This is a genomic window from Adlercreutzia sp. ZJ304 (assembly GCF_011039075.1).
Taxonomy (GTDB): domain Bacteria; phylum Actinomycetota; class Coriobacteriia; order Coriobacteriales; family Eggerthellaceae; genus Adlercreutzia_A.
Map to the genome: position 1 here is coordinate 1 of NZ_JAAKEG010000002.1, position 23860 is coordinate 23860.

At 44.8% G+C, this 23860-nt stretch carries 26 protein-coding genes and 1 pseudogene; 13 read left to right on the forward strand and 14 right to left on the reverse strand.

The features are described 5' to 3' along the window. A partial coding sequence (locus tag G7Y46_RS09065) for a hypothetical protein (protein ID WP_206214155.1) occupies nt 1-250 on the forward strand: 250 nt, incomplete at its 5' end. A gap of 351 nt (nt 251-601) precedes the next feature. Continuing rightward, nucleotides 602-1306: pseudogene (locus G7Y46_RS09120) on the forward strand (transposase). Between the two features lie 1054 nt (nt 1307-2360). Here G7Y46_RS09120 and G7Y46_RS01260 read toward each other — a convergent pair. The 9 genes from G7Y46_RS01260 to G7Y46_RS01300 all read right to left on the reverse strand — a co-directional run bounded on the left by G7Y46_RS01260 (nt 2361) and on the right by G7Y46_RS01300 (nt 10706). Further along, nucleotides 2361-3302: a glycosyltransferase family 2 protein gene (locus G7Y46_RS01260; protein WP_165251944.1), complete on the reverse strand. Its 942-nt coding sequence runs from the start codon at nt 3300-3302 to the stop codon at nt 2361-2363. Beyond that, nucleotides 3266-4543, reverse strand: a complete 1278-nt coding sequence (locus G7Y46_RS01265) for an O-antigen ligase family protein (RefSeq protein WP_165251860.1) — start codon at nt 4541-4543, stop codon at nt 3266-3268. The genes G7Y46_RS01260 and G7Y46_RS01265 overlap by 37 nt, the downstream gene beginning before the upstream one ends. Nucleotides 4544-4606: 63 nt before the next feature. Continuing rightward, nucleotides 4607-5923 (reverse strand): glycosyltransferase, encoded by a 1317-nt coding sequence (locus G7Y46_RS01270; RefSeq protein ID WP_165251862.1) that lies wholly within the window; start codon nt 5921-5923, stop codon nt 4607-4609. Further along, a complete protein-coding gene (locus G7Y46_RS01275) occupies nt 5920-7137 on the reverse strand; it encodes a DUF1972 domain-containing protein (RefSeq protein WP_241156997.1) in 1218 nt (405 codons plus the stop codon). Before G7Y46_RS01275 ends, G7Y46_RS01270 begins: the two co-directional genes overlap by 4 nt. Continuing rightward, the gene (locus G7Y46_RS01280; RefSeq protein WP_241156998.1) at nt 7121-7834 is read right to left on the reverse strand and encodes a sugar transferase; all 714 of its coding nucleotides are present in this window, start codon (nt 7832-7834) and stop codon (nt 7121-7123) included. The genes G7Y46_RS01275 and G7Y46_RS01280 overlap by 17 nt, the downstream gene beginning before the upstream one ends. A 24-nt stretch (nt 7835-7858) precedes the next feature. After that, nucleotides 7859-8410, reverse strand: coding sequence for a transcription termination/antitermination NusG family protein (locus tag G7Y46_RS01285; protein WP_165251864.1), 552 nt, complete (start codon nt 8408-8410; stop codon nt 7859-7861). Between the two features lie 243 nt (nt 8411-8653). Next, nucleotides 8654-9247, reverse strand: coding sequence for a transcription termination/antitermination NusG family protein (locus G7Y46_RS01290; RefSeq protein ID WP_165251866.1), 594 nt, complete (start codon nt 9245-9247; stop codon nt 8654-8656). Nucleotides 9248-9257: 10 nt separating this feature from the next. Further along, nucleotides 9258-9845 (reverse strand): hypothetical protein, encoded by a 588-nt coding sequence (locus G7Y46_RS01295; RefSeq protein WP_165251868.1) that lies wholly within the window; start codon nt 9843-9845, stop codon nt 9258-9260. A gap of 243 nt (nt 9846-10088) precedes the next feature. Beyond that, a complete protein-coding gene (locus G7Y46_RS01300; RefSeq protein WP_165062524.1) occupies nt 10089-10706 on the reverse strand; it encodes a recombinase family protein in 618 nt (205 codons plus the stop codon). A gap of 458 nt (nt 10707-11164) precedes the next feature. On the opposite strand from G7Y46_RS01300, the gene G7Y46_RS01305 reads away from it, so the two are divergent. From G7Y46_RS01305 to G7Y46_RS01330, 6 genes are all read left to right on the forward strand, one after another. After that, the gene (locus tag G7Y46_RS01305; RefSeq protein ID WP_165251869.1) at nt 11165-11404 is read left to right on the forward strand and encodes a hypothetical protein; all 240 of its coding nucleotides are present in this window, start codon (nt 11165-11167) and stop codon (nt 11402-11404) included. Between the two features lie 8 nt (nt 11405-11412). Further along, entirely contained in the window at nt 11413-11820 is a 408-nt protein-coding gene (locus tag G7Y46_RS01310) for a type II toxin-antitoxin system VapC family toxin (RefSeq protein WP_165251871.1), read from the forward strand. A 76-nt stretch (nt 11821-11896) separates the two neighbouring features. After that, nucleotides 11897-12445, forward strand: a complete 549-nt coding sequence (locus G7Y46_RS01315; protein WP_165251874.1) for a TetR/AcrR family transcriptional regulator — start codon at nt 11897-11899, stop codon at nt 12443-12445. An 85-nt stretch (nt 12446-12530) separates the two neighbouring features. After that, nucleotides 12531-13613: a DUF262 domain-containing protein gene (locus G7Y46_RS01320; RefSeq protein ID WP_165251876.1), complete on the forward strand. Its 1083-nt coding sequence runs from the start codon at nt 12531-12533 to the stop codon at nt 13611-13613. Nucleotides 13614-13616: 3 nt separating this feature from the next. After that, on the forward strand, nt 13617-14633 hold the full coding sequence (locus G7Y46_RS01325) for a DUF262 domain-containing protein (protein ID WP_165251878.1): 1017 nt from the start codon (nt 13617-13619) through the stop codon (nt 14631-14633). 100 nt (nt 14634-14733) lie between these two features. Then, nucleotides 14734-15699, forward strand: coding sequence for an AEC family transporter (locus tag G7Y46_RS01330; protein WP_241156999.1), 966 nt, complete (start codon nt 14734-14736; stop codon nt 15697-15699). Nucleotides 15700-15702: 3 nt separating this feature from the next. Here G7Y46_RS01330 and panD read toward each other — a convergent pair whose 3' ends face one another. The 4 genes from panD to G7Y46_RS01350 all read right to left on the reverse strand — a co-directional run bounded on the left by panD (nt 15703) and on the right by G7Y46_RS01350 (nt 19157). After that, a complete protein-coding gene (gene panD / locus G7Y46_RS01335; RefSeq protein ID WP_165251880.1) occupies nt 15703-16092 on the reverse strand; it encodes an aspartate 1-decarboxylase in 390 nt (129 codons plus the stop codon). 3 nt (nt 16093-16095) lie between these two features. Next, entirely contained in the window at nt 16096-16941 is an 846-nt protein-coding gene (panC, locus tag G7Y46_RS01340; RefSeq protein ID WP_165251882.1) for a pantoate--beta-alanine ligase, read from the reverse strand. Between the two features lie 17 nt (nt 16942-16958). After that, the gene (gene panB, locus G7Y46_RS01345; RefSeq protein WP_165251884.1) at nt 16959-17792 is read right to left on the reverse strand and encodes a 3-methyl-2-oxobutanoate hydroxymethyltransferase; all 834 of its coding nucleotides are present in this window, start codon (nt 17790-17792) and stop codon (nt 16959-16961) included. Nucleotides 17793-17906: 114 nt separating this feature from the next. Beyond that, nucleotides 17907-19157, reverse strand: coding sequence for an aldo/keto reductase (locus G7Y46_RS01350; RefSeq protein WP_165251886.1), 1251 nt, complete (start codon nt 19155-19157; stop codon nt 17907-17909). A gap of 224 nt (nt 19158-19381) precedes the next feature. Between G7Y46_RS01350 and G7Y46_RS01355 the strand changes: the two genes are divergently transcribed. The 5 genes from G7Y46_RS01355 to G7Y46_RS01375 all read left to right on the forward strand — a co-directional run bounded on the left by G7Y46_RS01355 (nt 19382) and on the right by G7Y46_RS01375 (nt 22563). Continuing rightward, nucleotides 19382-20212, forward strand: coding sequence for a GH25 family lysozyme (locus G7Y46_RS01355; RefSeq protein ID WP_241157000.1), 831 nt, complete (start codon nt 19382-19384; stop codon nt 20210-20212). A 103-nt stretch (nt 20213-20315) separates the two neighbouring features. Next, nucleotides 20316-20918, forward strand: a complete 603-nt coding sequence (gene msrA, locus G7Y46_RS01360) for a peptide-methionine (S)-S-oxide reductase MsrA (protein ID WP_165251888.1) — start codon at nt 20316-20318, stop codon at nt 20916-20918. Nucleotides 20919-21000: 82 nt separating this feature from the next. Next, nucleotides 21001-21252, forward strand: coding sequence for a DUF6290 family protein (locus G7Y46_RS09070; protein WP_206214156.1), 252 nt, complete (start codon nt 21001-21003; stop codon nt 21250-21252). 1 nt (nt 21253) lies between these two features. After that, a complete protein-coding gene (locus G7Y46_RS01370) occupies nt 21254-21532 on the forward strand; it encodes a type II toxin-antitoxin system RelE/ParE family toxin (protein ID WP_241157001.1) in 279 nt (92 codons plus the stop codon). 104 nt (nt 21533-21636) lie between these two features. Continuing rightward, on the forward strand, nt 21637-22563 hold the full coding sequence (locus tag G7Y46_RS01375) for a DMT family transporter (protein ID WP_165251890.1): 927 nt from the start codon (nt 21637-21639) through the stop codon (nt 22561-22563). A 54-nt stretch (nt 22564-22617) separates the two neighbouring features. Here G7Y46_RS01375 and G7Y46_RS01380 read toward each other — a convergent pair whose 3' ends face one another. Then, nucleotides 22618-23853, reverse strand: coding sequence for a TIGR00300 family protein (locus G7Y46_RS01380; protein WP_165251892.1), 1236 nt, complete (start codon nt 23851-23853; stop codon nt 22618-22620). Nucleotides 23854-23860 lie beyond the last annotated feature (7 nt).

Here is a 23860-nt window from a genome sequence, read left to right on the forward strand (position 1 = left end):
CATCGAATGTAATGCTTCCATACGGTCGCGCCAGCCCCATAAGAAATACCCTCTCAAGGGAAGGTCTGTCTCCGGCGAAGTGGAGGCCATCGCCGCAAAGGCCAACAAGCGGCTTTTCGAGAGATACTTGCATATGGTCGATGACTTGGGCAAAAACTCCAATACAGCAAAAGTGGCCATAGCCTCCGAAATGATCAAGTGGATCTGGGTCATCGGACGTCAGGTAGACCAAGAACTGGGTCTTCCCTAGTTCTTGGACCAGCATACCCCATCCCTGGTTCAGTGCCGTTGACGCGTTTTGGCAACCCGCGTTCAGAGCATGTACAACAAAGTACTCTCCTTTGCTACGTACGACTTTTGAATTTGTCGCTTTCTGCGGCTCTGCGGCTCTGCCTCTACCGAAGAGATCAACATGTGGGCAGTCTTGTACTGTATCCACGAATATGTGACTGGATCGCTTGAGCGACCGGGAGAAACTATCGATAGATAGCCACTGAACGGATGCGCTTGATCGCACTGAATCCAATGGATTGGAGCCTAACCCCTGTCTGCGCAAATCAGGGGTTAGGCTCATATTGCTACTTGACATCCCGATGGACATATGTGCTCTGACATGTACGACATCTATCTGAACGCAGCAAAGAAGTGGTGTAGGTTTGCTTGTATAGGAGTTGACCGGTTCCATGTCGCAAAGATCGGTGTTTCCTGCATAGACGATGCGAGGTGTCGTCTGCAAAAGGGTGCAAGCAACAGGGCTGATATCAAAAGACGCCACCGAAAGCTTGCAGCCAACCGGGGCAAGAGAAGACGTGAGTTCAAAGACGCGCCGTGGATAGAGGTAGAAAAGAAGACAATATGTAACATACTTGCCATCTGTGACTCTAAGCACTCTCACTTGCGGCAAGCTTATCTGACACTTCAGCTCTACTACATATGGCAAGACCGACCTTGAACCGATAGGCAGGAATGCGAGAAGGTGCTTGATAGCTGGATTAGCAAGGCAAGCGGACTTGAGATACCTGAGATGAGACGCTTTGCCAAAACTGTTGCTAAGTACAAACGCTACCTGATAACGGCAACGATAAGCCATATCAACACAGCACGGGCAGAATCGACTAATGACAAGATCAAAGAACTCAAGCGCAAAAGCCGTGGGTTTGATCCCTTTAAAGAGACCAGAAGACGGCTGCTTTTGGCCTTTGGAGCACCGGATGCTATTGAGGGTACCACTGCCTACGTAAGAAGAAAGAAAGCCCAAGCTGCCGCCTTTGCCGCCAAGACTTCCAAGCACAAGAAAAAGCGCTAGGGGCAGGACATGACACACCTGCCTGTACCCAGGGACCCGCCTAGGTGCGAGGTCGCATGATGTCGTTTTCTTAGTTGTAAAGCTCATATCTCATAGCTTGTTTTAAAGCCCTTGAATCTAGGGGCATCTGATAGTGCGGCCAAAAACCTATCGCTTTTCTTCTAAAACTGGTGTTGCCGTCTTAATTCTCATCTAAAACACCTGATCAAGTTAATGTTTTTGAGTTATCGGCAACACGATTTTCGGAAAGGCCCAAGATATTCAATTTTGTGACTTTTGGTCATATTTTTTGAAGCTACTTTAAGAAGGGCTTAATTTTTTGTATCCTTATTTTGCCTTCGAACGTTGACTTGGAATTGGGTAAGTCTTAAAACGTATGGGATTTATCAAGGTTTTCACTGTCTCTTGTCTACCCATGCGTTTTCTGCCTGTTTTTGTATGATGTAGCGTTTTGTACCTTTCCCAGAGTCGCTAAGCCCTACAGTTGAGCGTATAAGACGGGCTTTATTATCAATAGAGTAGAGGGACAGATATCCTTGCCCTCCCATGTTTTCAATAGGGATCTTAAGAGAGAGTAGAGCTCTCTTAAGATCCCTATGACAGTCCGCACCCTCAGAAAGCAGAACAGCCGTGGCAGAAAGCCTTAACAGGCAGATCAAAGACATCATACGTACATGTCGGGGATTTATGAGTTTTGCAAGTCTTAGACATCGCTGTATGCTGGTACTTGGACATGAGAGAAAACCCAACAAACCTGTTCCGCTGTTTACAAGAAGCGACAAGAGAAAAGAGGATGAGAGTCACTAAGTAAGGATGTCGAGATGGGCTCTCGAGTTCCTCCATATAAGTATCAACATATTCAGTTCTAGCTGTACTAGTCATTTTTTAAAAGCTGTTCTTAAAGAGGGCTTATGTTTTTATACCCCTATTTTGTCCTTAATCGTAGAATCGAGGTTAGGTTTTCTTTGTTTTACCAGTTCAGACATCAAATTTGGTGAATTGTCCCACACGTTTTAAGACTTACCCGTCCTTTATTGAATTCCTTTCAAGATATTCATAGAAAACTATTCTCTAGTACATCTACAGCTATCTTTACATTATTTAATAACCCATTCCTAGAATCATTATGTACGAATAAAATGACGAAAAGCCCCCGAATTCTAAATGATATTTTTTTTAGCAATTTATATCTATTTAGCAATTCTGGATAAAACTTCTTAATAAATACAAGTTCATTTTCCTGCATTTTTCTGAACTTATGGTAACTCATATTTTGCAGTTCGCTAACACCACCAATATGAATTACTTTTTTATCAGGAAATATAACTGTATGTTTCCCAAGCAAAGTACTCATTTTTATACAAAGATCCATATCTTCTGTATACATATAATAATCTTTGCTAAATCCATCTATAGCTTTTATATCCATCGTTCGCGAATATAAAGCAGCACCCATAAGCCAATCTACTATACAAGGCGTATCGTATATATAATAGAATGGAGTATATTTTCTTTTTAACCTTTTTGGTAAAAACCTTCCTATTCCCAAGTTTCGAATAAACGTATTAAAAGGACGCTCGAAAGTGCTGACTGATGGTTGCATGGTTCCATCTGGATTCAAAAGAGCAGGTCCCACAATACCAACACTCTTATTTTTACAAAAGTATGAGACAATATCCCCGCTGATACTTTCAATTAAAACTGTATCTGGATTTAAAAAGCAAACATATTCAGTGTGTACATATTCCAATCCTCTGTTATTACCCTCCGCAAAACCAACATTGCTGTCTTGTTCAATCAGAGTAATGTTTCCATCAAACTTGTCTTTTAGTAATTCAATGGTTGAGTCTGTGGAACAATTATCCACAACAACAATTGATGAACCAGATTCGTATTCCAAAATGGAATCAACGCAGTTGACTATCGTATTCTCATTATTCCAAGTTACAATAATGTAGGTTAAATTATCGATATGAATCTCTTTTCGCTTTTGCAGCCAACAAAAGAAACAGTAAAATGTTTTCGGGCATCACTATTTTTATTTATTATAAATGCAAACAGTGTTACATATAAAGTTAACTGATACAAAGGATACGTCAGCACATTATCAGTCATAAATATTGCTACCGTCACAATCATTAATGTAGACGCAAATATATAGCATCGATTCCCAAAATATCTTTTTATCGAATAGGGAAATATAATCAAAATAAAAATAAACCAAGCCCAAAAACCCCAGAAACCTGTTTCTATATATATTTGAAGGATACTATTGTGAAGATAATCAAAATCATTGACCAGTTCACTACCAAGTCCAGCATTCATATATTGATGAATATATTGGAATCCTTTGCCGAAATACACCGGTGTAATATCATACTGATCGGTGAACCATTCATAAACTTCGATTCTGCCCATACTATTTATTGCAAAATAATTCGCTATGTTTCCTAATATCCCACTATGAATAATACATACATATGCATAAGAACCTATAAGTACACAAATTGCCGAGATAAAAACAACCGAGATGCGATTTCTTTCATCCCTCGTAATCCTGTAAATTAAAAAGCAAAATATCCCCACGCAAAGACCCATTAACGCACTCCGCTTGCCGCAAATAAAAAGAATTAACATAAGCGCCAATAGTACAGCTATACAAATCCGCTTATTAGAGTTTCCCATTTCTTTAAATTTAAATATCAAAAAAATAACCAGAGGCACAACCGATACCCCTACATCATGCTTTTCGAACCAAACTGAACTAATTAAATTAGAGCCCGACAAATACAATATGAACCCATTTAGCCCAACAGACAAAAATCCTACAAACAAAGATAGCGCATATGACAAACATATGGCCGCAATCATTATCAATATAGATTTCGTCTTAAAGACAGACACAAGACAGTATGCTGCCAGCATATCCACTATTAAATAGATGGTAGTAGTAATCGCCTGAATAGTAATGTTTAATTCATCACCAACTAAAAAATACATAGAAACAGTACCTATTGCTGCAATCACAAAAGGAGCGTAAGCAAGATTCGCAATAAGGAACATTCGATTTAGAACTAAGTTGTATCTATCTCGCATAATAAATACGAAAATACCTACTATCGCAAGCAGTATCCATAATGCTTTCTGTAAAATCGCCTGATTAGGAATAGATAGCTCGCATACAATTGCAACAGCAATAACAAGCGATAACACACATATTTTTCTCGATAATGGCATTGAAAAATTCTAGAAATTTCTTTGATGGACTTTGTCTGATCTTTTATTAATCAAATATTATGTTTAGGATTGATATTGTCGTTTTACACACACGCAATGTGTTTCCATATCATATTTCTTCTTATCGAGTACTGTTGCTTTAGCTATATTGCCATTAATTAGATCAACTAAAACTCGCGCCAAAGAAACTGGATTCCCGCTCTCAAATATTAGATCTTTTGGAACCAAATCCTTTGCCCCAACCGTATCAGAGCACACCACTGGAACTCCAGACAATAAAGCTTCAAGAGTAATGAAACTAAACGTTTCTGGCCATACGGATGGCACTATAACAACATCCAAATCCCGAAATACTGACATCTCGTCCGAAAAGCAGTAAGAACCTTTATCGATTATTCTCTCATCATCAATAAAGTCACCATAGTCATCTCCATAAAGAAATAGCTTCCATTTGATTCTATAATGATCTAAATAATAGAGAGCATCTAATAATATATTTAATCCTTTGCATGGATTCGTACCGCCCATATAACCTAATACCACTTCATTGTTCCTCGCATTAGATCTATCTAGACAGCAATTCGGAAGAAAGTCATGTGTTATAGGCAGATAAACGGATTCAATTGATGGAAAGTATTTGAAATAAATAGATTTAGTCAATTCGCTGTTACAAAGCAACTTATCCATAAGAAGCATAGTTCTCGTATAGTAATTTAATAGTTTTTGATACTCTTCAACAATCTCCAAAGAAACAACATCTTTGTTGCATCTATCTATCATTAGGTTTTTCGCTCTATTATTAATTCTTTTCATAAACGATGTTTGCTTAAGCGATTTATACATTTGCGACTGCATAATAAAACTACTTGTTTTCGTTATTCCGCTTTTAAAATTACAATTGGCACACTTTTCCCCAGAAGGTCCATCACATAAAATTCCATCAACATTCACAAAACAACATCGAAGACATATCGGATAGTAATCATGCGTTGTAAAGACAATGCGAATGCCCATTTTATGTGCTAATTCAAAAAACTCCTTATGAATTCCCATAATACTATGTACATGGATAACATCAGGACTCCATAACTCTAAAAGAGTTTTATAAGATGGACTATCAGCTGTTTCCATGAAAGAGCATGGATTCCCTATCCCGAAAGTTAAAGCGACAGGCAAAGGATTAACCACTTCAAAAACCTTGATTCCGCCAAAATAATTTTGCTTTATTGTTGTATTTTTACCTATTTTATGTGAGCCCGGAAATAATAGCGCAACTTCATCACCAGCTTTTTGCTGGGCATTGATTAAATCCATGCAGTATCTAACAAGACCGCCTTTCCTTAATGGAGGTAAACCTATAGACACATGAAGAATTTTCAAAACGAACCTTGAATCATAAGGTGAAACAAAGAACTATACTCATCATCAATATGGTGCCAAGAGTATTTCGCTTCAACTCTTGACATCGGATTGTTTAATGATATTTTCTCGGTATCTTTAAAATGCAAATCAATACCATCTATCAAACTATTTAGAGAAGCAATTTCTTTCTCCCAATATAATGCAGTGTTCTCTGCTACTTCTCTATTGAATCCGACATCTAAAAGAAGATTTAACTTAGTAGATGCAAGCGCCTCTAACAAACTCGGGTTTGTGCCTCCAACTTCATGACCGTGTATATATGCAAAAGCCTTCTCTCGTATCTTCTTTAGGAGGTCTTGGTCATAAACCGTTCCTACAAATTTGATTCTTGGGTCATTAGAGAAATGTAGTTTGTTTTCTAATTCACTTAAAAATGAGCCTTCAGCTTTTGTGATTATTACTAAATCGCGTTTAGTGTTTGAAGCCATGAATTCACGAATTATAGTTTCGTAATTATTTTCAGGAACAAAACGTCCTACTACTAAATAGTAGTTATCAGGAGTAAGTTCGTTTTTGTTTAGCCACTCTACAAATACAGGTGAGTCATCTTTTAAAGGGGATGGCGTTGTATCTGCACCATATGCAATATAGGTAGTTTTTGGGTTGTATTTAGAGTATTCACGCTGAATATATGCTTCTATGGTTTTACTGTCGCAGATAACCAGATCAGCATGTTTAATCATTCCTTTTTCTGAAATCTTCCAATATCGCTTTACCGGAGCACTCCATTTTGCACGCATCCATTCATGTCCATCAGGATTGACAAAAACTTTGCCTCCTAATTCATGAATCCGTTTTACATAATGACCAATGAATGGTCCTATTCGACATGCAAGAATATAGATTATTGGATGCTTGATATTTTCTTTTTCAATATAATTAAGAGACCACTTAAGAGCATCAAGGTCATAGGTAATTGCTCTAGCAGCACCAATAGGGCGCCACTCTATACAAAAGCAATGTGCGCCATTGTATTCATATTCTCTTTCTTTGGGCATTTTATCTACAGCACAAGCCACATGATACTGAATGTCTTTAGATACCTGATATTCAGTAAGCTTCTCAACAAAGGTTTCAAAACCGCCATATTTAGCGGGAATACCCTTTGACCCTATTATGAAAACATGCTGGGTGTCTAAAGACTCTTTCAACTGATTAGTAAGCTCCGTCACCTTTAACCATGATTAGAGCAGTTTTGCCGATAATTTTTAGATCGGTTATAGGGGACGCATCGTTTATGTAGTCGATATCTAGATTTACCATGTCGTTGAATGTAAGGTCACTTCTGCCACTTATTTGCCAATAGCCTGAAAGTCCCGGTTTTACTGTTAGGCGAAGACGGTCACGCTCTGTATACTCAGCTACTTCACTTGGAAGAGGAGGACGAGGTCCTACACAAGAAAGCTGTCCTAGAAATACATTTAGAAACTGAGGCAGTTCATCTATTGAATGTTTTCTAATGAAGTGCCCTACACGAGTAACACGTGGGTCATCTTTAATCTTAAACAGAGGTCCTGTTGCTTCGTTTTTATCTTTTAGATTAGGTAGTAGTTCATCTGCACTAGGTATCATGCTTCTAAACTTATACATCTTAAAAGGCTTCTCGCCTCTACCTAGTCTAGTTTGAGAATAAATTGGACTTGCCCCCGGAGAATCTATAACTATTGCAATAGATAATATTAGCGCTGGTACAAACCCAACTACTATAACTGCACTGCTAAACACAATATCGAATGTGCGCTTTATGAAGCGGTATGGTAGGGGTTGGGTGCGAACGTTGGTGTTGGCATCGGCACCTACACACGTTGGGTTCGCAAGCAATTCTGCTGCCGCTGCGTTATCTATTTGATTATCAAAAGTTTCTTGCAATCTTTTCTTTATTGTTTCCCGCCATTACTCCGGGAGAATACCCAGACCAACGGTGGTTTTTATCCTTATGGAACCCACATGGAACTCCAACAACGCTAGGCTGTCGGAGCGTTTCACTTTCGTAATGCGCCCTTCGTAACCCTTAAGCGGACCCTGTGTCACTTCCAGCGTATCGCCCACTTTGCGACCAAAGCTCATAGGGACCACGCGGTCGCCGCGGCTAGTGTGGGCTTCCAGCCATGTGCGCTCGTAAGCGTTCAAAGGAACATACGTCTGACCACTCTTAACCACTCGGCAAAAATCATTCACACGGCGCAAGCGCTGCGCCAGCTGAACAGGATCATTAACAGCAGCTATAAGATAGCCCGGCATCAGGGCTCGCTCCACATTTCGCCACTCGCCATACATTTTCTTTTGTGTGCGGTAGCGGGGCGCGAAGCATTCATCTAGTACAAGTGGCTCCTGCAAGTCGGCAGATTCTTCGTCATCCTCTGCACACGCAGTTTCGATAAACTGTATCATCTTGCGCTCTTGTCCAGACATAACCTGCACCGCATACCAGTCGAAATGGGGCATAGCTTCGCTATTCCTTCCTTCAAAGGTTTCAGGGGTCTTCAACGAACATAGCTTCGCTATGGTCGCCTAGACCTGTTTGGTCAAACGTATTGTTCCCGCACCTGCAAGCCCTCTGTGGAAGGAGCTGCTCGCAAGGCTTCCCGGGAGTATGTAGTTTTGAGGTTGCTGCCGAAAAAGCAGCTTCCTACGGCGGAGGCACGCCTGCGCTCCCGCCGTAGGAAGCTGGCATACGCCAGCTTCGCCTCAGGTGGTTGCCGCTACAGCAATCTGCGGCGCTAAAGTTTGCGCATTAGCCCGCGACCCTGCCTTCGCCATTGCGGCACCTTCGCGCTGGCGTGTAACGCGCAGACCCATACGAGCTTCCACCTCATGTCCTGCTACGCTCATGTGCACATAGGCGCGCTTGCCGCGATGGCTTATGCGACGGATTAAATCTTCGTGTCCGCAAAGCGGTCCGTTTATCACCGTAACTTCGCCGCCTTTCCCGACAAATCCTTCTGAAAAGCCGACAACACGGCATCCCGGACGCGTCAGCGCATCGATAAGCGCGACCTCAGCATCTGCCATCTGTGCGGCACCGGGTCGGGAAGTAAGCACCTCGTCAACACCGCGAGCGTGCCGTAAAGCGGCTCGCACCTCGTGTCTGCCGGGTGCCACAGCCACAACAACACCGGGGATCAGAGGCTCTGCGCTCTCGACCATTTTTCCGCCGCGTACCGTGCGTGTTACTGCGCTCGGTACGAACAGCTCTTGAAGACTGTCAGCTGCGGCGGTGCCCCGCAAGAGTGATAGCGCCTCTTGCTCGCAGCCCTGTTTCACATTTATCGCGAACCACATGCCAGTTGCCCTAACTCTTGAAGGGAACTTCTATGGGCATGAACTCGGTGAACCCGCGTCCGCCATCGCCCACTCGCACCACACAGCAGCGCTTGTGGCGGTCAATCTTGCTAACGCGCGCTTCCTGACCTACCAGAGGACCGCTCTGCACACGCAACTGCCCATTCGCTATTACTGCAGTACTGTTGCGCAGGATTCGCTTGTCGTCTAAGGCAGACTCGAACCACGCTTGGGCTTCTATCGATAGCGGTGTCGGGCGCATACTGCGCGCGCCGGCAACTTCGACAGGAAAACTTAGGCGGGAAATGGAGCGTGCCAGCGCACGTCCGTCGCGCGACACGGCAAAGAAATAGCCACTATATATCGGCGCGGATTCTAAACGCCAAACACCACCGCGCTTAAACCAGCGTTCCTTACATATTACGAAGGCGTCGTCGAGCAACTCGGGCGCGACGACGCCGCGCACCTTTTCGCACGTAGATGCCTCGAGTCCTTCAGGTACGTGTACGAGGTACCAGCGTGCACATCCGCGCAGACTATCGCCTGCATGAACGCCACTCAGAAGCCTCTCGGCAGCGACGGCCTTAACTGCTGCCAAATCGGCTCACCTCCCTCTAACCAAGGCAACATCCAGAAACGTGGAGGCTTCTCCACGCACGAGTGTCACCAAAAAGTACACTTTTTGCGAGGTCGTCGCGAAAGGACCTTTTGATTTAATAAAAAGTCAGTTTTCCGGGTGTTGTATGGGAGGGAGGAGATTTATAATACGATAATTATTGTTGCGTAAAAAAGTGTGCTTTTTGCGAGTCTCAAAATATCCTTCTCACCTGCGTAAACAAAGTTATTTGAAACTTTCTTTCCCGTCGGACTTCAACCATCTATCAAATGTCGTCGCGCATATTTTGAGGCGGTTGGCAGCCTCTCGCCGGGTGATATGCCCGCTCAAATAAGACTGCTTAGTGTCCTCGTAGCATGCGGGTCGCTTCTTTTTCGGTCTGCCGAACTTGACCCCACGAGCGTGCGCCGCCGCTATTCCCTCAGCCTGACGCTGGCGTATATTCTCGCGCTCGACCTGCGCAACGTAGCTTAAAAGCTGAAGGACAATGTCGGCAATAAACACGCCCGTTATGCTTTCCTGCGTCGCGCGGGTATCAAGCAGGGGCATGTCTAAAACCACGACACCCACACCCTTTTCCTTGGTGATGGTGCGCCACTCGCTTAGTATTTCCTCGTAGTTGCGCCCAAGTCGGTCGATGCTCTTTACAACGAGAACATCACCTTCACACAGAGTTGTCATAAGGCTGCGGTATTCGGGGCGCTCGAAGTTTTTGCCGCTAGCCTTATCTGCAAACACTCTCTCTGGCATCACCCCAAATGCTGCAAGCGCGTCGAATTGCCGGTCCAAGTTCTGGTCCTTCGACGATACGCGGGCGTACCCGTACACAACTCTTTCTTCCATAGAAACCTCCCATCCGACCTGACCTCCATTCCAGGCCTCTTCTCTAGTGAAACGGCGCGATGCCGCCACGCAAGTATTGTTTTGGCGAGAAAAGCCTCGCGAACAACTGCGCAGCAAGCACTGCAATCTTTTCACTATCCTCCAGACTTGCCATTTCATGTCCTCGTCACCGCAGACGGGGAGCAGGCTGCTGAGAAACGGTTCTAAATTTGAAAGAGGTATTTGTATAAGAGGGTAAAGTTTATTAACCGATATTGCTCTCGGCGCGCAGATGTGCTCGATACTATTTTTTCGTAGCTTCATGCGTTCCGTCCCTTCGCGGCTTTCGCAACGGGAGGTGCAATCCATTCATCGGTTCTGCTAAAACTGAAGACTCTGGTAACGCTTAGATAGCTTTTTATAATAGTATATTATAAAATATAATATACTATATTTGTTTTGCTTGAGAAGGGCATGTTATGTCTCAGGTTTCGCTATATTTGAACGATGCTGCTATGGCTCAGCTGCGCTCTGTCTGTAAAAAAGAACAGCGGTCTCTTTCTAGTTATGTGTCGGAACTTATCATGGATAACCGCAATTCCACTTCATGGCCGAAGGGCTATTGGGATTCAGTATACGGCTGCCTTAACGACGATAGTTTTATTGTTCCGCCCGACCTTGATGCTGTAACTGATGGTCCACTTCCTGCTTTCGATTAGAGGCGTGTATGTATCTGCTTGATTCTGACATTTGCATCAATCTGATGCGAGGAAATCTGCCGTACACTTATGAATTGATGCGTGCAAGCGAGCCTTCATTATTTGGTGTATCTGCAATTTCAGAAGCTGAACTTCGTACCGGTGCCAAAAAGAGCAATCATCCAAAGAAGAACAAATTGCTGCTTGAACGTTTCTTAGCGCCATATAGAATTGTTCCATTTGACAGCGGTTGTGCCATTGAATATGCAAAGATACGAGCCGATCTTGAAAAGCGTGGGCAGAAGATTGGTCCGAACGACATGCTTATAGCAGCAACAGCAATTGCAAATAATGCAACATTAATTACTGGCAACACGCGAGAATTTTCGCGCGTGCAAGGTATTGAGTTAGAAAATTGGGCTGAGGTTAACCTTTGATAAGGAAAAGTCTAATCTAGTAGAATTTGTAATCGTACAACATGTACGAAAAACCAATCTAAGGAAAGCGCCACACTTGACTATACGTAGCGAACGAAGCCGCGAAGCCATAAAGAATTCCTTGCTTTCGCTGCTGGGTGAAAAACAACTAGACGACATTACTATGTCGGAATTGGCGGCAGGTGCGTCGGTTAGCCGGTCTACTCTTTACAGTCACTATGCAAACACGCGAGAAATCTTCGACGATGCTGTAGCGGATTTTTGCAAAGGACTGCGATCGCTAGGAACGCAACTGCGCTGTGGCGAATGCCAACCCAATGCCGATGGATACCGTCCATTTTGTGTGGCAATACGCGACGCGGGCAAATATGATGCATTGGTGCGCGACCCATCTTTTCTGCCAACAATTCTTGACATTATGTATTCGTATAATTGCCCCGAAGAGGCTAACAATTCCGATAACGCCAAATTCACCGCGAAGGCGAAGCGCGCTTTGTTCCGATTCCAAATGAGCGGGTGCTACACCGTCGCTATGGACAAAACGCTAGATAGCGACTGGCAGCAAATTCAAAAATTGCTGGATACTTACATACGAGGAGGCGTGAACGCGACGCGCAACTTCTGAAACTGTACACATTTGCCTTATTTGTACGAAATCGCTACGCACATCTCTGTAGTCTTTTGTCAGAAGATTACAGGAGGTGAAAACTATGCATGTTGAAACAAAGAAACTACTGGATTTCTTAGCAGCCGACGGAGCAAAGTTTTCTATACCGCTATTCCAAAGACCATACTCTTGGGAGCAATGGCAGTGCGAAATATTCTGGAACGACATTGAGCGAAGCGCTCATGAAAATAAATCACATTTTTTCGGAGCTGTGTTCTATAGAAAAGATTGCATCGATGAAGAAACTACTTTATCTCTTATCGACGGGCAACAGCGAACCCTAACTTCACTTTTATTGTTGGCTGCGTTGACTGAACGCGTGGATGCCGCCAACTTTGCGGACACTGATTTGAACAGCGCTTACATTACACAAACATATCTGCGCTCAAACGGCGGCATAAAGGTTCAGCCGTCTAAGTGTGATGAAGCGGAATTTCTGCGTGCATTAAACGCCGACAAAAGCCAGCAACCAATAGATAGCGAAGATTCCGCAGAACAGCACCACAATGCTATAGCCAACAAAGCTTTCTTTGTAGCCAAGATGGCGGCTGCAGATTTCGACCCACTATCTTTTTGGAAAGGGCTTAACAGCTTTGAAGTGGTTGTTGTAGAACTTGAAGACGAAGATAACGCGCAGTCTATATTTGAATCGTTTAACTCAAAAGGCGTGCCTTTAGTTGCCGCCGACATGGCAAGAAATTACTTGTTACTGGCGGAAAGCGAAGAAGAACAAAAAAGGCTGTATGTTAATTACTGGGAGCCAATTCAGGGGCTTTTTGGAGATGACCCCGGCTCTTTGCGCCTGAACAATGCGCTGCGAGCATGGACTGTAATACGCTGCAAAACACCGAAAGCTAAGAACGATTCTGAATCTTTTAACGATTTCAAACAGTATTTTGTTAATGAATACGACGGTACCAGCGAAGACCTTATGGAAGAATTGCTAAGTTTTTGCATAGTGTGGGCTGAAAACTACAGATATCACGCCGTTAAAAAATACCGCAGTTCTAATTGGGCAAAAATTGGAAGAAAAACCTTGGTTTCTGACAGACCGCTTGCGCCATCTAGTCAGCAAAGTCGCGATTTCTATTCGCAGCATTACGGTATCGAAGTCAAGGGAGAGTAATTTATGAAAGCTCAAGAGATGCAATTTCTTGATATAGTTGGTCGCCCAAATGTGCAATTCAGCGTGCCCGCATTTCAGCGTGTATATTCTTGGACAGCCCGAGAGTGCGAAGATTTGATAGCTGATGTAATGCATGCAGGCGCTACAAACAATGCGCATTTCGTTGGCACTTTTCTATATTCAACTCCTGACAATTCGCCTGACAAAATAAGCAAACTGCAAGTAATTGATGGTCAGCAGCGCATTACAACATTAACGCTAATGTTAATGGCGTTTGTCGAGTATCTGAAAACCCAAGGCGATGCCCAAGCGCAACGCGCTCAGCAGCTAACAAAGCGCTTTTTGCTGTGCGACAACGGCGCTCAACCGAAATTACTTTTAACGTCAATAGATGAGGATATGCTTGCATATTTGCTTGGAGTGCAAAGCGAGCCAGAAGACATAGCCACTCGTTTAGTTGAAAACTTGGACCTATTTCGCAATAAAATGCTGCAACCAGACTTTGACGAAAACACATTCTGGCGCGGCTGCAACTTGCTGCAAATTATAGCTATTGAACTTACCAGCGAAGATTCCCCGCAAGAAGTGTTCGAGAGCCTGAACTCTAAAGGGAAGCGGCTAGCTATTGAAGACTTAGTTCGCAATACTATTTTGCTTGGAACTTCCAACAAAACTGGCGACGAGGCGCTGGCTTTGTACGAAAATTATTGGCTGCCATTAGAATACAAGATTGCAGACACTAAAGATATAACTATGGAAGATGTGCTGTGCGCATGGCTGGCGTTTCACCATGAAGATGTTTACCTTGATTCAAAAAGCGAAGTGTTCCCGCTATTTAAGGCAGATCTTACAAGTAAATTTAATGGCGACTACAAGCGTCTGTTAGTTGACCTAGCGGCTTATGCCGACAAATTGGCATCTAGCGAACAATGGCGCAGAAATCAGCTAAGCGAAATGGATAGGTGGCTGCAGGGCAAACCGAAGAACATAATTTCCGAGCGCAAAATGTTTGGCGACTAGAGCAACTAGAAAAAGCAACCCAATCTTGGCACTATAAGTAAAACCGGCTTTGCTTATAGTGCTACAAGTAACCTGTTTCCTAAATAGGTTTTCGACTAATATGTTTTCTATGGATAGTGGCATATTAGAAATATTCGGCAACATGGTTACCCTTTTCGCCATTGTAGGCGTGGGGTATGCAGCCAAAAAATTAAACCTTATGAACGACACTTTCGACAAATCCTTATCGAAAGTAATCATCAACTTGGCCTTGCCTGCTATGATTCTAGGTTCCGTCCTAACCGCAGAAGAACTGCCCAGCTTAGAGAATATCCTGCTAACATTTCTTTTGTCGTGCGCTAGTTACGCTGTAATAATAGTTATCGCGTATGCCCTAACTGCGATTATGCGAATATCTATAGGGCACCGCGGCGTTTTTAAATTCATGCTTACATTTGGCAATGTTGGATTTATTGGCTTTCCAGTGCTTTCTGCTATATTTGGGAAGCAAGCGCTTATTTACGCGGCGGTTTTCAATCTGCCGTTCAACTTTTTAGTTTTCACAATGGGAATTTGGTTTCTAACGCAAGACAATAATAATTCGCAGAAATCGAACACCACATGGCGCACGTTTCTATCGCCCGCAATTGTGTCTTGCGTAATAGCAATTATATGCACGCTTCTGAACATTCACGCTGTTCCGGTTTTGGGTGACTCGCTTGAAACGCTTGGATCGCTAACCACGCCGGCAGCGCTGTTGATAATTGGCTCGTCACTTGCAAACATGCCCGTGCGCGACCTAATAGGTGGGTTCCGTTTATGGGTGGCATCGCTGTTTAGGCTAATTGTGAACCCGCTGTGCATCTGGTTCGTATTCCACTTCTTTGTAAGCGACCCACTATTGCTTGCTGTAATTGTTGTAATTTCCGGAATGCCAGTAGCAACAAATGGCACAATGCTTTGCTACCAATACGGCGGCGATTCCAAAACTATGGCGCAAGGAACGTTCGTAACCACCGTACTTGCAATAATTTCAATTCCCGTTCTTGTAACTGCGCTTTCTATGCTTGGTGTTGTAGTGATGTAATATTTAATCTAGCCGACCATGAAGTTCATAGCGCGCATGCTTAACAATACGATTTTCGCTATTGACAAACACCACATGGGGCGCATTCGCAGGGTCGTTGTGTTCCTCTAAGGTCATCTCGGCGTATGCCATTATTATTATTTTGTCTCCCACACATGCACAATGCGCCGCCGCGCCGTTCAAACAAATTATGCCGCTTTCAGCTTCGCCGAATATTACATATGTTTCGAAACGATTGCCGTTGTCCACATTAGCTACTTGCACCTTCTCATATTCAACGATGCCAGCAGCTTCTGCCAGCGAAGCATCTATCGTTATTGAGCCTACATAATCTAATTCGGCTTGCGTTACAGTAGCGCGGTGAATCTTGCTTTTTAGCACGTGTATAAGCAACTGCTACTCCTCGAAAATGAAATTGTCTATAAGCCTTGTATTGCCTATATAGACCGCCATAGCCACTAATACCGATTCATTAATAGTGTCAATTGGCTGCATTGTAAGACCGTCTACTACCTCAAGATAATCTATACGAGCAAGCGGTTCAGCGCTCAAAACATCTGCCATCAGCTGCTTCAGTTTCGCCGCGTTGCGCTCTCCGGCTTCCACGGCGGCGTATCCCTTTTTCACAGCACGCGAAAGTACAAGTGCTGCTTGGCGCTCTTCAGTTGACAGATAGGTGTTTCGCGAGCTTTTCGCCAAACCGTCCTCTTCGCGAACTATTGGACAACCTACAACTTGCACGTTCATGTTCAAATCGCGCACCATGCGCTTTATTATGGCTAGCTGCTGTGCATCTTTCTGACCGAAGAATGCCATATTGGGTTGCACAATGTTGAACAGCTTGTTAACCACCGTGCAAACTCCGCGGAAATGCCCCGGACGCGACGCGCCACAAAGCGTTTCTGCTAGCGCATCCGCCGACACATACGTAGCGAACCCTTCTGGATACATTTCTTGAACCTCGGGGTGAAATATTAGATCTACCCCATGCGTTTCGCATATGGCAGCATCGTGGTCTAAATCGCGCGGATAGCTGTCGTAGTCTTCATTCGGACCAAATTGTATGGGGTTTACAAAAACCGACACCACCACTTTGTCGCATGCAGCGCGTGCCGCGTCCATTAAGCTTTCGTGCCCCGCATGTAAGTATCCCATAGTTGGTACTAGTGCAACTGCATGCCCAGAAGTTCTCCACTGTGCCACTGCATCTTTTACTTCTGCGATAGAACTAACAATACGCACGATGTCTCCCTTCTTCGCTACAGTTCGCCCAATTCATCTAGCACGCCAGCAGGTGTGGCATAGCAATGCTCTTTTGTAGGAAATTCGCCACTTTTTACGCATTCGTCGTATTCACGATAAGCTTGCTTCATCAACGCGCCAACTTCAGCAAAGCGCCGCACAAATTTTGGTGTGAAATCGTCGAACATGCCTAACATATCTTGGTTGACTAGCACTTGCCCGCTGCATTGAGCACCAGCCCCTATGCCTATGGTGGGAATGGATAGCTGGCGTGTAATTAGCGCTGCCACCTCAGCCGGCACAGCTTCTATTACTACGGCGAATGCGCCGGCATTTTGTACCGCGTGCGCATCCTCTAGTAACTTTTTTACGCCGCTTGTAGTTTTGCCCTGAACTTTGAACCCGCCAACAGCGTTTATGCCCTGAGGAGTAAGACCAATATGTGCGCACACGGGAATTTTTGCCCGCACTATGGCTTGTATGCGGTCTGCCATTTCGGTGCCACCTTCAAGTTTCACGGCGTTTGCGCGCCCCTCTTTTACAAGGCGACCTGCGTTTACCACCGCATCGTATGCGGAAGTTTCGTAAGACATAAACGGCATGTCGGCTATAACAAGTGCATTTTTTGCGCCGCGCGTTACCGCGGCTGTGTGACGCACCATGTCATCCATAGTAACCGGTATTGTGTCGCCAAGACCAAGCATCACATTTCCCAGCGAATCGCCTACCAAAATGGAATCCACACCAGCTTCGTCAACTAGATGCGCCGTAGTGTAGTCATAGGCGGTAAGCATAGAAATTTTCTTGCCAGCCCTCTTCATTTCTTGAAAAGTAGAAACCGTAACAGCCATGCTTCATCTCCTTTTCCGAGTTTTAGATGGTAATGGCTTATAAAACAGTCTATTTGCTGGCTATTTTAAGTCAGTGGCACAAATATGCGGCGCAGCGCTAAGCGAGTTACGCATTTAATCTCTTAAGCGGGCTTTCTTGGCAGCCTCTTCACGCTGGCGACACATTTCTGCCCAGCTTGGCATCGTCTCTAGTGCGCCAGCTAATTCTGAAAGCACTTCTGGAATGTTTATTAGCTGCGGACATATGCGGCTACACGCCCTGCAATCAATGCAATCTCTAGCGCGCTGTCCCTCAGGCACAGCATCCATTTGCATAGATATAGTGAAGTTGCTGGCAAATTGAAGATCGTTGTAGGTTGCCAACATAACCGGAATGTCTATTTGCTGTGGACAACTAGCCGTGCAGTAACGACAGGCGGTGCATGGCACGCCACCTTTAAGCGTTTCGGCTACGTCTGCCAGCATTGCAGTTTCCGCTTGCGTAAGCGCCGCAGCTTCGGCAAAGTAGCTGCAATTTTCGTGCACTTGGTTAAGGTTCGACATGCCGCTTAGCACTACTTTCACATTCGCTATATTTTGAAGCCAGCGAAACGACCACTCTATAGGGCTTCTGTTTGAACGAGCAGCCTGCACGACGTTAAGTTGTTCATCTTGCCAATCTACCAGTCTTCCGCCGCGCAATGGCTCCATTGCAACAATAGGAATTCCCGCGCTTTCAAGCATGGCGCATTTCTCGGATGCGCGCTGCAGCGTCCAATCCAAATAATTCAGCTGAATCTGGCAAAATTCCATAACATTTCGACCAACAAACAGCGCTGCCGTCTTCGAATCACACTTAACAAGTTCAGCGTATTTGCGCGCGCCATAGTCTAAAAACGCAGCCAAATTGTCAGGTCGTCCATGGCTAGAAAACCCTAAGTGGCGAATTCTGCCCAGCCGTTTCTGCTCAATAAAATAGTCAACAATTCCCCATTTTTCATCGGTGTAAATATCTATCGAATTTTCACACACGTTGTGCAGCAGATAGAAATCGAAATATTCAACTCCGCATTTTTGCAGCTGTTCTTCAAATATTACCGCCGGGTTGTAAGTGCTCAAAATTTGATGCCCCGGATATTTTGTAGCTAGGTAAAAGCTATTGCGTGGGTAACGTGCCAGCGATTCCCCGAGCACCTGCTCTGATGTGTTCCCATGGTAGGGATACGCCGTGTCGAAATAATTAATTCCAGCTTCAAACGCTGCATCCACCATCTGATCTAGCTGCGATTGGTCAATATTTGCCTGATCGCCATCAATCACGGGCAGCCGCATAGCGCCAAAACCCAAGCGTCCAACTTTATCACCAAGAAAATCGTTGCAAATCATGTGCGCCCCTTTGCTACATATTTGAATTCACTTCTCAGCACTTCTTAACAAAACTATATCGAACTTGCTTATATATTAGAAACATTAGAAACAAAGTTATTGCGTATGTTTTAAGCATATTTTGGCATAATCTATACGACAATACGTTTGAAAGCCGATTTGCAAAATACATGCACAAATATAAATGCAATAAACCTATAAGGAATGCGCCCAGCCGCCATCTAATGACAAGGCGCGCAGCCATAATAGCCATGGGAGCTATGGCTGTTGCGTGTATGACTGGATGCAGCAAAAACCGCCCATCTATTATTCGCGAAAATGTATACATGAGTCCATACGACTGGAACGGTCTTGTGCGCAATGGCGAGAGGCTGGAATACAGCGAGAATGGGGTGCTGCTGTCGCACTGGGGCATAGATGTTTCCGAACACCAGAAAACAATTGACTGGAGTCAGGTGCAGCTTGCTGGAGTGCAATTCGCATTTATACGCATTGGAAATCGTGGATCTACTGCAGGAGCATTAAAGGTAGATAAAGAATTTCTGGCAAATTGCCGCGGTGCGCAGCAAGCGAAAATTCCCACGTCGGGGTATTTCTTTTCGCAAGCCATAACTGCGGACGAAGCGCGGGAAGAAGCAGAATTTGCGCTTGAACAAATGCATATTGCCGAAGCTGCCGGTGCAAAATTTCAAGCAATAGCATACGACCATGAAGCGGTAAATATTGATGGTGCCCGCGCAAATAATTTGTCGGGTGAACAGCTGTCTGAAAACGCAGCTGCATTCTGCGAAGCGATAACAGCTGCCGGATATGAACCGCTTCTATACGGCAACCAGCGCGACTTAAAGAAGCTAAGTCGGCAAGTGCGCGATGCTTTTCCAGTTTGGCTTGCGGAATACGACACAGAAATTCCCACAGCACCGCTTGATTTCACCATATGGCAGTACACGAATGCGGGCAATATACCGGGTATTCCTACTCAGGTTGACTTAAATATATGGCTGCCCACAAAACGTGGTGCAGAAATAGTGCTTCTTGAAAACACGTATGTCTAAAGTTTGTATTTCATCTTTTGTTAAACAGTTTGTACTTTTTTGGGCGCAACGCATTTAGAAGTAACACAATAGCCCTAAGTTGATTTCGAAAGGGGAATTCGACATGGTTAAGGAAATATACCTAGCGGGCGGATGCTTTTGGGGTACACAAGCCTACATTGATAAGCTGCCCGGTGTTTTAGCTACAGAAACAGGCTATGCAAATGCCACAACTGAAGCGCCAACTTACGAGGAAGTATGTACGGGCGACACAAATGCTGCCGAATGCGTGCGTGTAGAATTTGACCCGAATGTGATAAGCCCCCGACTGCTTCTGCAAGCATTTTTGCGCACGATAGACCCCACAAGTTTGAATCGGCAAGGAAACGATTCTGGAACGCAGTACAGAACGGGAATTTACTGGACAGATAGTGCCGATTGCCGCGTGGTTTCCGAAGCGTTAGAGGAACTTCAGCAGCATTTTGAAGCGCCAATAGTAGTGGAAGCCCAACAATTGCAGTCGTTTTTTCCAGCTGAAGATTACCATCAAGAGTATTTACGTAAGAATCCCGGCGGTTATTGTCATGTAAATTTGGCAGATGCTAGGCAATTTATAAGCGAACACGCATCGGAATTTGGGCAAATCAAGCGCACGGTGCGACTAAACCCCACATTCAAGCGCGAAGATGGAGCCACTGTTTCAGTAAAACTTCCAGATAATTTCTAGCTTTGCGCTGCTTAGATGTGGCGGGGAACAGGCAAGCTTGCTATAATACGTATACGATGTATACGTATTATAGATTCAACGTATGAAAGCGAGACAGATTATGGCTATGACAGCTTCCGCCATCCGCTTCGAACAAGACGAAAAAGAATGGATTAACACATTTGCCCAGCTAAACGGGAATAGCTTCTCTGCACAGGTTCGCCAGTGGACGCTAGAGCGTCTGGAAGACGAGATGGATGCCTACGATCTGAAAATGGCTATTGCAGAAAGTCGTCGTGACAAAAGCGATACTGGTATAACTATCGATGAATTCATTCAGAAGTATGGCGAGTAATATGGGATATAGGGTAATAATCAAGAAGCAAGCTGAAAAGCAATTAGCATCCATAGAACCTAAAACAAGAAGATTGATTCAGACATTCATAAAAGACCAGCTAGAAGGCAGCACAAACCCTCAGGCACTTTCCGGCTGTAAAAAACTGCAAGGAGTTCAAAACGGTTGGCGCTGGCGTGTAGGGGTGTATCGTCTGCTTGGCATAGTAGATGGCGACACTATAACAATACAGCTTTTCCGAATAGGGCATCGCCGCGACGTATACAGACGCATGAACTAGCAAACACGTGCAGCCCTAGAACACAAACAGTCAGAATTCCCGCAGACCTCACTTAATTTTCAGCGCATTCCAAACATTTCGCCAAACTAATTTATGATGTATTCATGGAAAACGCACAGAGAAAAATGTGGGCAGGCATAGCGTTTACGCTTCTGGGCGGAACTCTTTGGGGCATATCTGGCACCAGCGTGCAATTTCTTACCACGGAAGGCGGCGCACCACCAACACTGGTTACGCTTATGCGCGTAGTATTGGGCGGCAGTTTATTTTTTGCATTTCTACTTATACGTAAACGCGCAACCGTGCACGCCGTATTTACAAGCCGCCGAACAATTGCAGGCATTTTGCTATTTGCATTTTCGCTTTACGCAAACCAACTGTGTTATGCACAAACAGTACAAATAACGAATGCAGGCACAGCTACAGTTCTTCAAATGCTAGGCAGCGTTTTCGTAATGCTGTTCGTATGTACAACAACGCATAAGCTGCCGCGTGTAAAAGAATTTATTGGGCTGGTTATAGCCATAATTGCCACTGTTCTTATAGCTACACAGGGCAACATTTATGTACTTAGCATAGATGTTGCTGGATTAACATGGGGGATAGCCACGGGCTTATCTACTGCGTTTTACATTCTTGTTCCAAAACGATTTGGGCTGTTCGAGCAATTTGGAAGTGTGGTCGTGGTGGGGCTTGGCATGTTTCTGGGCACAATTTTCGCCATACCCATATATGCAGTTCAAAGCGCGGGCGCTATGAACGCCGTTAGCGTGCTTTCAGGGTTTGGCGCGTTTGAATGGCTAGTCTTTATAGTGGGGCTTGTAATTGTTGGAACCATCGGCGGCTATGGCTTCTATCTGCACGGAGTATCTATTGTAGGCTCGGTAAAGGGAAGTTTGCTGGGCGCAATAGAACCCGTTAGCGCAACTATAATGGCTGCGCTTTGGTTGGGCACCGCATTCACAATGCACGATATTGTTGGCATGTTGCTAATGTGCATAATGGTGGCATTCATAACCACCGATGAGTAGCTATTTTGTCACTTCGGTTTGCAGAAATTGCTAACAAAGCGCAGATGGAGCGCGTTAGCAGTTCAATTCGTCTGCCAAAAGTTTCAGAAATAAACCTACGTCGGTAATTATGCCTATAGTTTGGAAACTGCCGCGATCGGACAACTTTGTAACTACTGCAGGGTTTATATCTACACACACAGTAGTAACAGATGCAGGCAGCAAATTTCCCGTAGCAATTGAATGCAGCATGGTAGACATCATTAAACATGCGCCGGCCTTTTGACACCACGGGCGCATAGCTTCCTGCGCTTTCATAGTGTCGGTTATAACGTCGGGTAGTGGACCATCGTCGCGAATAGAGCCCGCCAATATATACGGCGTATTCGTTTCCACAAGTGAATGCATTAATCCATCGGTTAAAACGCCCTGTTCGACCGCTTGACGAATGCCCCCACAAGCGCGAATGCGATTTATGGCGCGCAAATGATGTTCATGCCCACCCGGCACAGAAACGCCTGTAGCCATATCAATGCCAAGCGAAGTGCCATACAGAGCCGACTCAATATCGTGCGTAGCTACGGCATTTCCACCAAACAACACGTTTATATAACCAGCGCGCACAAGGCGTTTTAAATGCTCGGCTGCACCGGTATGCACAACTGCAGGTCCAACTACTGCAATTATCGCTTGATTAGATTCGCGAACTTCGCGAAGTAGCGCCGCGGCTTGGCGAATTATTTGTCCTTTGGGCTTTTCGCTGCTGGCAGTAGAATTCATAAACTCAAATTCTTCTTTTTCGCGCAAACGCTCTTGCGACATAACACGTATGCCCACTTGTCCCACAGCTATTGCGTCACCTTTGCGCACTTGTGAAATGGGCACGCCCCATGCGCGATGCGCTTCCGTATCTACGCAAATTCCCAAGTCCATCTCGGTTCCCCAAACCGGATACCACGCGCCGCCTATGCGTACCTGCGTTTCCAAGTTGGTTGTGGAATAAAAGCCTTCCGGAAATACGCCGTCGGCTGGCGCGGATTCCACGGAAACATTGCCCGGATGTGCTGGCACAACGCCCAAACCGTGAAGCATGCGCAACATTTCCGTAAGGTGGCTGCCATCGCGCCCGAACACGCGCATGGTCATAGTGGATGGATTCTCATTTCCGCGCCCAATCTGAAACGACAGCACTTCATATTCGCCATCTAGTTCTACAATGCCGCTCATCATACGCGACAAAATATTCGAATCTATTAAGTGCCCTTCGGCTTCTATATCCTCGTAAACACGGTGGTTGTTGCCATTTTCCATATTCATT